Origin of the sequence: Actinophytocola sp. (genome assembly GCF_036402745.1) — a bacterium.
Lineage (GTDB): Bacteria > Actinomycetota > Actinomycetes > Mycobacteriales > Pseudonocardiaceae > Actinophytocola.
In genome coordinates, this window is the sequence record NZ_DASWSJ010000214.1 from 18,013 (window position 1) to 27,372 (window position 9,360).

Annotated in this window: 10 protein-coding genes and 1 pseudogene; 5 read left to right on the forward strand and 6 right to left on the reverse strand. The window is 73.3% G+C overall.

Features of this window, described 5'->3' with window-relative positions; translation table 11 throughout:
- The first annotated feature begins 333 nt into the window (after positions 1-333).
- Positions 334-780, forward strand: a complete 447-nt coding sequence (locus tag VGD70_RS20435) for an SRPBCC family protein (RefSeq protein WP_331083644.1) — start codon at positions 334-336, stop codon at positions 778-780.
- On the opposite strand, the gene VGD70_RS20440 is transcribed toward VGD70_RS20435, so the two are convergent.
- The gene (locus VGD70_RS20440) at positions 755-1,564 is read right to left on the reverse strand and encodes a hypothetical protein (RefSeq protein WP_331083646.1); all 810 of its coding nucleotides are present in this window, start codon (positions 1,562-1,564) and stop codon (positions 755-757) included. The two genes, VGD70_RS20435 and VGD70_RS20440, sit on opposite strands and share 26 nt — an antisense overlap.
- A gap of 26 nt (positions 1,565-1,590) precedes the next feature.
- On the opposite strand from VGD70_RS20440, the gene VGD70_RS20445 reads away from it, so the two are divergent.
- A complete protein-coding gene (locus VGD70_RS20445; protein ID WP_331083648.1) occupies positions 1,591-2,304 on the forward strand; it encodes a creatininase family protein in 714 nt (237 codons plus the stop codon).
- On the opposite strand, the gene ribA is transcribed toward VGD70_RS20445, so the two are convergent.
- The 5 genes and pseudogenes from ribA to VGD70_RS20470 form a co-directional block, all read right to left on the reverse strand.
- The gene (ribA, locus tag VGD70_RS20450; RefSeq protein WP_331083650.1) at positions 2,187-2,915 is read right to left on the reverse strand and encodes a GTP cyclohydrolase II; all 729 of its coding nucleotides are present in this window, start codon (positions 2,913-2,915) and stop codon (positions 2,187-2,189) included. The two genes, VGD70_RS20445 and ribA, sit on opposite strands and share 118 nt — an antisense overlap.
- A 97-nt stretch (positions 2,916-3,012) precedes the next feature.
- Positions 3,013-3,822, reverse strand: a pseudogene (locus tag VGD70_RS20455) (lysylphosphatidylglycerol synthase transmembrane domain-containing protein); the annotation flags it as partial.
- Positions 3,810-4,895 (reverse strand): glycosyltransferase family 4 protein, encoded by a 1,086-nt coding sequence (locus VGD70_RS20460; protein ID WP_331083652.1) that lies wholly within the window; start codon positions 4,893-4,895, stop codon positions 3,810-3,812. The gene VGD70_RS20460 and the pseudogene VGD70_RS20455, both read right to left, overlap by 13 nt.
- Positions 4,892-5,290, reverse strand: a complete 399-nt coding sequence (locus VGD70_RS20465) for a 6-carboxytetrahydropterin synthase (RefSeq protein ID WP_331083654.1) — start codon at positions 5,288-5,290, stop codon at positions 4,892-4,894. Before VGD70_RS20465 ends, VGD70_RS20460 begins: the two co-directional genes overlap by 4 nt.
- 20 nt (positions 5,291-5,310) lie before the next feature.
- Positions 5,311-6,282: a zinc-binding alcohol dehydrogenase gene (locus VGD70_RS20470; RefSeq protein WP_331083656.1), complete on the reverse strand. Its 972-nt coding sequence runs from the start codon at positions 6,280-6,282 to the stop codon at positions 5,311-5,313.
- Between the two features lie 55 nt (positions 6,283-6,337).
- Here VGD70_RS20470 and VGD70_RS20475 point away from each other — a divergent pair, with 55 nt between their 5' ends.
- The 3 genes from VGD70_RS20475 (at position 6,338) to VGD70_RS20485 (ending at position 9,303) form a co-directional block, all read left to right on the forward strand.
- Positions 6,338-7,018: a CDP-alcohol phosphatidyltransferase family protein gene (locus tag VGD70_RS20475; protein WP_331083658.1), complete on the forward strand. Its 681-nt coding sequence runs from the start codon at positions 6,338-6,340 to the stop codon at positions 7,016-7,018.
- A 75-nt stretch (positions 7,019-7,093) separates the two neighbouring features.
- A complete protein-coding gene (locus VGD70_RS20480; RefSeq protein WP_331083660.1) occupies positions 7,094-7,579 on the forward strand; it encodes a MarR family transcriptional regulator in 486 nt (161 codons plus the stop codon).
- Positions 7,576-9,303, forward strand: coding sequence for an MFS transporter (locus VGD70_RS20485; protein WP_331083662.1), 1,728 nt, complete (start codon positions 7,576-7,578; stop codon positions 9,301-9,303). The genes VGD70_RS20480 and VGD70_RS20485 overlap by 4 nt, the downstream gene beginning before the upstream one ends.
- Positions 9,304-9,360 lie beyond the last annotated feature (57 nt).

Here is a 9,360-nt window from a genome sequence, read left to right on the forward strand (position 1 = left end):
CGAGGCGGACCCGACCGCCGAGAGGGTGAGGTGACCATAAGGCGCTGTGACGTATGCAACAAGATGCTGATGCACATGTGCGGCCAAATGCCTTTTTCTTGCGCGATTGGACCGCAAGCTTGCGCAAACCACCGCAATTCGGACCTCTGGCCCCGGCGGCGATCGTGGCGGCGCGACCGCACCCGCCCACCCCGCGCGCGATCGGCCTCGGCCTCGTCGGCGGCCGGCAGACCGGACACAACCGGCCGGTGTGGATCGGCGGGGATCGCCGCTCCTTCTGGGATGATGCTCCTGCTCCACGGCAGGGGTCGCAACGAACCAGAGGAGAACCGCATGGCCGGTCAGTTCGAGGCCACCGTCGAGATCGACCGGCCCGTCGCGGAGGTCTTCGCCTTTCTCGCGGCGGGCACCAACGACCCGACGTTCAGCCCCCGCGTGCAGCGCATCGAGAAGACGCCGGACGGCCCGACCACGGTCGGCACCGTGTTCACCAGCTCGGTCAAGGACGCCGGGCTCAAGACCGACCGGGAGTTCCGCATCACCGAGCTCGTCCCGGACGCGCGGATCCGGTGGGCGGAGCAGTCGAGGAACCTCGTCACCGCCAAGGAGGGTGGCTACGACTTCGAGTCCACCCCGGACGGCGGGACCCGGCTGCGGATCTACAACGTCCTCGAGGGACACGGCTTCGGCAAGGTCATCGCCGGCTTCGCGCTCGGCGCGGCCCGCAAGGACGCGCCCGCGTTCGGCGAGCGGATCAAGAAGGCTGTCGAGGCGTCCTGACCTCCGCGAAAGCGCGGATGCCGGCCACGATCCCGTCCAGCGGCACGGGCATCGTGGTCCGGGTGGCGATGTCGCCGAGCACCTTGGCCGGCAGCTCCGGGTTGCCGGTGAGGCCGGTGGCGAGCCACGCCACGGTCCGGCTCGTCACCTTCGGCAGCCGGGCCAGGCCCTCGGCGATAGCGTCCAGCTCGGCGCCGGCGAGGTCCGCGCGGGTCGCGGACTCGTCGGCGACCGGGCGGCTCACCCGGTCCTCGGCGGCCTTGCGGTACACGACGAACTTCGCCGCCGGTAACGCCATCAGCGGGTCGGCACACACCGAGCACGCGGCGTCGTGCCGGCCGAAGGGGCCGCGGACCGTGCTGCTGGTCCGGTCCGGCGCGGTGCTGAGGAACCAGAACGCCCAGCAGGACTGGCAGCAGAACACGTCGGTGGTCGTGCCCTCCCACTGCTCGGCCTCGGCGGCCTCCTGCTCGTCGCGGAACCGCAGCGCCAGCTCCTCCCGCTCGCGCTGCATCGCCTCCTCGCGCTCGGCCAGCTCACCGCGCAGCGAGGCGTTGTCGCCGACCAGGCCCGTGTTCGCGGCGGCGAGCTCGGCGACCCGGTCCCGAAGGTCGCCGAGCTGCCGGGTGGTCCGGTCCAGCGCGGAGCGGTGCCGTTCGCGCTGGCGCACCTGCGCGTCCTCGGCCGCGTCCATCACGAGGTCGACCGCGACCCGCACCTCACGCCGCATCGCCTCCCGCGCCGGCGCGAACTCGAGCAGCAACGACCAGATCCGCCCAACCATGCGGGCAACCGTAGCGAGGACCACACATGATCGACTACCTGCTTCCCACGAATACAGCAGTGGAGGAACAGCGGCGGCGGCCCGAGGTGGCGCTGCTGCCGGTCGGTAGCTTCGAGCAGCACGGCGCCATCCTCCCGCTCGCGACGGACACGGTCATCGCGGTGACCGTGGCCCGGGCGGTGGGCGCCGTCCGGCCGGTCCTGCAGCTGCCGCCGGTCACGATCTCCTGCTCGCACGAGCACGCCGGCTGGTTCGGCACCGTGAGCATCTCCGCCGCGACCCTCTACGCCGTCGTCAACGACGTCGCGGAGTCGTTGCGGCGCAGCGGGATCGGCAAGCTCGTGCTGATCAGCGGGCACGGCGGCAACTACGTGCTGGGCAACGTGGTCCAAGAGGCGGGCGCCCGCGGCGAGCGGATGGCGTTGTTCCCCACCGAGGTCGACTGGCTGACCGCGCGCACCGCGGGCGGCGTCGAGACCGGACCGGACGGCGACATGCACGCCGGCGAGCTCGAGACCTCCATCCTCCTGCACGCGCACCCGGACCTGGTGCGGCCGGACTACGCCGAGCACGACGAGCAGGCCGACGACCGCGACCGGTTCCTCACGCTCGGGTTGCGGGCCTACACCGAGTCCGGGGTCGTCGGCCGGCCCTCCCTCGCGTCCGCGGCGAAGGGCAACGCGGCACTCGCCAGCCTGGCCGAGTCGTTCGCCGGGGTGCTCGCCGCGCTCGACAGGTGAGGCAGCAGGTGGCCGAGCCGCTCGCGCTTGGTGCTCAGGTAACGCACGTTCTCCGCGTGCGGCTCGACCAGCAGCGGCACCCGCTCGGCGATCCGGATCCCGTTGCGCCGCAAGGAGTCCAGCTTCTTCGGGTTGTTCGACAGCAGCCGGATGGAGCGCACGCCGAGGTCGCGCAGGATCTCGGCGGCGACGTCGTAGTCCCGGGCGTCGACCGGCAGCCCGAGCGCGAGGTTGGCCTCGACCGTGTCGAGCCCCTCCTCCTGCAGCCGCATGGCGCGCAGCTTCGCCACCAGCCCGATCCCGCGACCCTCGTGGCCCTTCAGGTAGACGAGCACCCCCGCGCCCGCCGCGACGATCCGCCGCAGCGCCGCGGCCAGCTGCTCACCGCACTCGCACCGGGTCGACGCGAAGACGTCGCCGGTCAGACACTCCGAGTGCACCCGGGTGAGCGGGCTGCGCCCCATGACGTCGCCGTAGACCAGCGCGACGTGCTCGTGGCCCTGCCGGTCGAGGTACCCGACCGCGCGGAAGTCCCCGTAGCCCGTGGGCAAGCGGGTGTCGACCATCCGCTCGGCCACCGCCTGCCGCCCGATGTCGGCCAGATCCGTCATGATTCGTCTCCCGTTCTCGGCGCAGCAGCACCAACGCGCCCGGCAGGCTCGCCACCAGCCCGAGCAATCCGTATGCCACGGCGGCGGTCAGGCCTTGCGCGGCGCCGACCCCGGCCGCCGCGAACATCAGCGCGGTCGCGCCTTCCCGTGGTCCCCATCCCCCGATGTTCACCGGCAGGCCCATCGCCAGCAGCGCGACGATCGCGATCGGCACGAGCTTCCCGGCCGGCAGCGTGGCGCCGGCGGCCCGCGCGGCGACCACGAACAGCGTGATGTGCCCGGCGAGCGCGGCCGCGGACAGCAGCGCGATCCCCGGCCAGGCGTCGCGAGCGAGCAGTCCGTGCCGGATGTCCTCGAGCGTACGGTGCCAGCGCGAGCCCGGCCGGGCCCAGCGCCGGCCCGCGAGGTAGCCGGCCACGACCGCGACCGCCACCGCGAGCACCACCAGCCCGATGTCGCGGGCCGACCCGATCGGCGTGGCCAGCAGCACCACGACCCCCGCCGCGATCACCACCGCCTGGCCGGCGGTCCGCTCCAGGACGACCGCCCGCACCCCCGCGCCGACGTCGCCCTCGTCCTTGCCGTGCCGGACCGCGCGGTGCACGTCGCCGAGCACTCCCGCCGGCAGCACGGAGTTGAGGAACATCGCCCGGTAGTAGTCGGCGACCGCGCGCCCGAGCGGCAGCCGCAGGCCGACCCGGCGGGCCACCAGGCACCACCGCCACGCGCAGAGCACGGTCGTCACCAGGCCGATGCCCAGCGCGGCCGCGAGCTCGCCGACGTGGATGACCCGGATGCCGTCGAGGAACCCGCCGCCGCCGACCTTCCACACCAGCGCCCCGACGATGGCGGCGCCGATGAGCAGCCGCAGCCACGCCCACGCCGTCCTGATGCTCAGGCCGCCCATGACGGCTCACCCCCCAGTCGCGCGAGGACGCCGGCCAGGCGTTTCGCCGCCGTGTCCCAGTCGTCGAGCCGGCCGCGCCGCTCGCGGGCCGCGGCCCGGAGCCGGTCGCGCAGCGTGGGCCGGTCGAGGTAGCGGCGCAGCGCGTCGGTGAGCGCGGCCGCGTTGCCGGGTGGCACGAGGATGCCGGGCACGGCACCGTCGGGGTTGCTGCCGAGCGTGTCGGGCAGCGCGTCGACGTCGGTGGTCAGCACCGGGACGCCGCGGGCGAGTGCCTCGGTGACGACCATGCCGTAGGTCTCGCCGTAGGAGGGGAGCACGAGCAGGTCCGTGCCGGCCCAGGTGGTCTCGAGCTCGTCGTCGGGCAGCGGGCCGGCCAGCGACATCCGTTCGTCGAGCCCGTGCCGGGCGATGAGCCCGCGGACCCGGTCCACATAGCCCGGGTCGCGGCGCACGGACCCGACGCACGCGCAGGTCCACGGCAGGTCGAGGACGCCGCCGAGCGCCACGGCGAGCACGTCCTGGCCCTTGCGCGGGGTGACCGAGGCGAGGCAGAGCAGCCGCGAGCCGGCGGAACCGGCGGCGAGCGGCGCTGGGTCGGTGCCGGGCGCCACGACGTGCACGCGGCTCGGGGAGAGCCCGTGGTGCGCGGTGATCCGGCGGCCGGCCCAGTCGCTGGTCGCGATCACCGCGGACACGGCACGCACGGTCTCGCGCTCCTTGACGTCGAGCTCGGCGGCGCGGTCGGCGGGCAGGCCCGTCTCGTCGGCGAGCGGGAGGTGCAGCAGGATCGCGAGCCGCAGCCGGCTTGTGTGTGGCACGACGACGTCCGGGACGCCGCAGGCCACGAGTCCGTCCACCAGTGCGACCGACCCGTCCGGGGCGTTGCCGAGCGCGCCGTCGAGCGCGTACCGGGCGGCGGAGTCCGGTGTGGGCCACCGGCCCGGCAGGGTCACCGCGCGCAGCTCAGGGCCGAGCACGTCGCACATCCGGCGGTCGTAGGTGTTTCCGCCACTCGCCAGCGTCACGTCGTCGACGTCGCCAGGCAGGACGAACGTCACGGGATCCGTACTCACAGAGCACGCTCGTAGCTCGCCCACGCCACGTGCGACTCGCGCAGGGTGACGGAGATCTTGGCGAGGCCGCGGGCGCCCTCGCCGAGCGAGCCGGCGTGCACGTGGTCGGCGAGCCGGTCCGCGATGACCTTGGCCAGGTACTCCGTCGACGTGTTGACGCCGGCGAACTCGGGCAACTCGTCGAGGTTGCGGTAGTTGAAGGCACCGAGGACCTTGGCCAGCTCCCGGTTGGCGAGCCCGATGTCGACGACGATGTTGTCGGCGTCGAGCTCCTCGCGGTGGAAGCTGGCGTCCACGACGAAGGTGGCGCCGTGGAGGCGTTGCGCGGGGCCGAACACCTCGCCGTTGAAGCTGTGCGCGACCATCACGTGGTCACGGACGGTGAGGCTGAACACCCGGCGCCTCCTACGATCGGCTATGTGCTGTCGTAGGTAACACGCAGGCAGAGCGCGGATGGTTCATCGCTGATCAATCTGGGCAGCGCCACCGGCAGCTCGTCGAACGCGCAGGCACCGGTGACGAGCGCGTCGAACGCGGGATCGGCCAGCAGGTCGAGGGCCACCGCGAGCCGCTCGGCGTAGCCGCGCCGGCCGCGCTGGGCCGGGGACACCATGCCCACCTGGCTGGCACGCAGCGTGAGCCGGCGCGAGTGGAACCACTCCCCCAGCGGCACGCTCACCCGCCGGTCGCCGTACCAGCTGAGCTCGACGACCGTGCCCTCCGCGGCGAGCAGCTCGAGCGAGGTCTGCAGCCCGGCCTCGCTGGCGCTGGCGTGGACGACGAGGTCGCAGCCGTCCAGCGCGGTCTCCGGCGTGGCGAAGCCGACCCCGAGCGCGTCGGCAACCGCCGCCCGCGCTGGGTCGACGTCGACGAGCTGCACCCGGGCGGCCGGAAAGGAGGCGAGGACCGCGGCGACGCTCGCGCCGACCATCCCCGCGCCGACGACCGCGATCCGGTCGCCGACCAGGGGTGCCGCGTCCCAGACGGCGTTGACCGCGGTCTCGACGGTGCCGGCGAGGATCGCCCTGGCCGCCGGGACCGCGGCCGGGACCACGGTGACCGCCCGCGCGGGGACGACGTAGCGGGTCTGGTGCGGGTAGAGGCAGAAGACGGTCCGCCCGCGCAGCTGCGCCGGGCCCTCCTCGACGACGCCGACGTTGAGGTAGCCGTACTTCACCGGGGCGGGGAAGTCGCCCTCCTGGAAGGGCGCGCGCATGACGTCGTGCTGGCTCGCGGGGACGCCGCCGCGGAACACGAGCGCCTCGGTGCCCCGGCTGACGCCGGAGTAGAGGGTGCGGACGAGGACGTCGTCCGGACCGGGCGCGGGCAGCTCGACCGGCCGGATCTCGCCGTGGCCGGGCTCGGTCAGCCAGAACGCACGATCCATCGGCGCGCCCACCTCCGGTCTATGCTCATGATCACCTTACGGTCTGGGAGGCATCGTGCTCCCGTTGCGGGCGGTCGCCGTCGGCATGGCCGAGCAGCTGGCGGTGCTGGCCGTGCTGCGGGTCGGCCCGTGGGCCTGGCTCCTCACCCTGGTCTGTGCCGGGGTTGTCTGCGGTGTCCTCGCGGTGGGCCTGCACCGCGCCGGCGCCCGCACGCTGGGCCCAGCCAACCACGTCACGCTCGCGCGGGCCGCGCTCACCGGCGGCGTGATCGCGCTCGTCGCCGACACGATGCGCGCGCCGGCGACGGTCCCGGTGCTGGTCACGGCGGCGTCGGTCGCCCTGGCCATGGACGGGGTCGACGGCCGGGTGGCGCGGCGGACCGGCACCGCCACCCGGCTCGGCGCCCGGTTCGACATGGAGATCGACGCGTTCCTGATCCTGGTGCTGAGCATCCACGTCGCGATGACCCTCGGCCCGTGGGTCCTGGCGATCGGCGCGTGGCGGTACGCGTTCGTGCTGGCGGGCGTGGTGCTGCCGTGGCTGCGCCCGCCACCGCCGCCGAGCCTCGCGAGCAAGACGGTGGCCTCGGTCCAGGGCGTGGTCCTGGTCGTCGCCGCGGCGGGCCTGCTTCCCCGCGCGGTCACGACGGCGGTGGTCGCGGTGGCGCTGGCCCTGCTGACGTGGTCCTTCGTCCGGGACATCGGGTGGCTGTACCGGCACCGGCCAGCCAGGTGAGCACGAGCGTGAGCAACGCCAGCATGCTGCTGATCGCCAGCCGGCAGGTACATAAGCACGTGATATAAGTAGCTTATGCAGTTGCCTGCCGCGGACGTCTCGAGCGCGCTGGAGGAGCTCACCCGGCTGTTCCGCCGGCTCGCTCCGCAGGGCGGGCTGTCGCTCACCGCGGCCGCCACGCTGGCCAGCCTCGACCGGCGCGGGCCCGCCCGGCTCACCGAGCTCGCCACGCAGGAGGGCGTCAGCCAGCCGGCCATGACGCAGCTCATCACCCGCCTGCAGGACGCGGGCCTCGCCGAGCGGCTGCCCGACCCCGAGGACGGTCGCGTGGTCCGCGTGCACCTCACCGACGCCGGCCGCGCGAAGCTCGCTCACCGGCGGGCCGTGCGCACCGAGCGGATGGCGTCGCTGCTGGAGCGACTCACCGACGCCGAGCAGCGCCGGCTCGCGGCCGCGTTGCCGGCCATCGAGTCCCTCACCCGGCTCGCGGCCGACGCCGGCCGGACCGAACCGAGCCGGCCGGAGAGCCGGCCCGTCGCTGCCGAACGGAGCACCACATGAGTGGCCATTCCGCACCCGCGGCGGCCAGTCCTTTCAAACAGCCGAAGGCCGTGTTCGCGGTGGCGTTCGCCTGTGTCGTGTCGTTCATGGGCATCGGCCTGGTCGACCCGATCCTGCCGGCGATCTCGCACGACCTGAACGCCACGCCGAGCCAGGTCACCCTGCTGTTCACCAGCTACCTGGTGATCACCGCGGTGGCCATGCTCAGCACCGGGTGGGTGTCCAGCCGCATCGGCGCCAAGCGCACGCTCCTCGTGGGGCTCGCGCTGATCGTGGTGTTCAGCGCGCTGGCGGGCGCCTCGGACAGCATCGGCGGCATCGTCGGCTTCCGGGCCGGCTGGGGCGTGGGCAACGCGTTGTTCATCGCCACCTCCCTCGCCGTCATCGTGGCGTCGGCCACCAGCGGGTTCGTCGGCGCGATCATCCTCTACGAGACCGCCCTCGGCCTCGGCATCGCGGTGGGCCCGCTGCTCGGCGGCCTGCTCGGCAACGTCAGCTGGCGCGGCCCGTTCTTCGGCGTCGCCGTGCTGATGGCCATCGCCGCGATCGCCACCTGGGTGCTGGTCGAGCCGCTGCCCAAGCCCGACCACAAGACCGGCATCATGGAGCCGCTGCGCGCGCTGAAGCACCGCGGCCTCGCCACCATGTCGCTCACCGCGCTCTGCTACAACTGGGCCTTCTTCACGGTCCTGGGCTATGCGCCGTTCCCGATGGGCCTCGGCGCCATCCAGCTCGGCCTCGTGTTCACCGGCTGGGGTGTGCTCGTCGCGATCTTCTCCGTGTTCGGCGCGCCCTGGCTGCAGGCCAGGTTCGGTATCGCGCGCACGCTGTACCTGAACCTGTTCCTGTTCGCGCTCGTGGTGCTGGTCATCGCGATCTGGACGACCACGCCGACGGTGCTCGTCATCGCGGTCGTCGTGGCGGGCGTGTTCATCGGCGTGAACAACACGGTCACCACCCAGGCGGTGATGACGATCTCGCCGGTCGAGCGCCCCGTCGCCTCGGCCGCCTACGGGTTCGTCCGCTTCATCGGCGGCGGCCTCGCCCCCTTCGCCGCCGGCAAGCTCGTCGAGGCCACCAACGTCCACGTGCCGTTCTACATCGGCGCGGGCGCGCTGATCGTCGGCATCCTCATCCTGCGCACCGCGCACGCCGAGCTCCACGAGGCCGAGCGGGTCCAGGCCGAGAGCGTCGCCGGTCCCCCGGCCGAGCCGCCCGCACTGTCCACAGTGGAGTTCGACTTCGCCGCCACCACCGCACGCACGGACGGCGCGATCGTGGCCGCGATCGACGACTCCCCCATCGCCGACCGGGTCACCGAGACCGCCTGCCGGCTGGCCGCGATCAACGGCCGCGCGGTACACGTGCTGCACGCCCAGGAGCACGCGAGCGCCAGCGAGTCCACCGCCGACGGCGAGGCGCTCGAGGCCGCCCGCGAGCTGGTCCGCACACACCTGAAGCGGCTGGCGCACAACGGGATCCCGGCCGTCGGCCACGTCCTGCTCAACGCCGGCGACCACGGCGCGGTCGGCCGGCTGATCAGCGAGCACGCCGACGCCATCAAGGCCCGCGCGGTCGTCATCGGCGCGCCGACGCACGGCGGCCTGCCCGCCCTGATGGACGCGAGCGCGAGCCGCGAGCTGTGGCGGACCGTCCACTGTGACGTCGTGATCGTCAACCCGGCCACCGTGCCCGCCGAAGTCGGCGTCGGCGCGGAACACTAAGGCCTGTCTCGTAGATCATCGTGCGAAGTCCTGCACCGACCACCGGAACCCCAGGGG

Coding starts and splice junctions, on each gene's coding strand:
- VGD70_RS20435 (WP_331083644.1), top strand. CDS start 334: ATGGCCGGTCAGTTCGAGGCCACCGTCGAGATCGACCGGCCCGTCGCG.
- VGD70_RS20440 (WP_331083646.1), bottom strand. CDS start 1,564: ATGGTTGGGCGGATCTGGTCGTTGCTGCTCGAGTTCGCGCCGGCGCGG.
- VGD70_RS20445 (WP_331083648.1), top strand. CDS start 1,591: ATGATCGACTACCTGCTTCCCACGAATACAGCAGTGGAGGAACAGCGG.
- ribA (WP_331083650.1), bottom strand. CDS start 2,915: ATGACGGATCTGGCCGACATCGGGCGGCAGGCGGTGGCCGAGCGGATG.
- VGD70_RS20470 (WP_331083656.1), bottom strand. CDS start 6,282: ATGGATCGTGCGTTCTGGCTGACCGAGCCCGGCCACGGCGAGATCCGG.
- VGD70_RS20480 (WP_331083660.1), top strand. CDS start 7,094: ATGCAGTTGCCTGCCGCGGACGTCTCGAGCGCGCTGGAGGAGCTCACC.
- VGD70_RS20485 (WP_331083662.1), top strand. CDS start 7,576: ATGAGTGGCCATTCCGCACCCGCGGCGGCCAGTCCTTTCAAACAGCCG.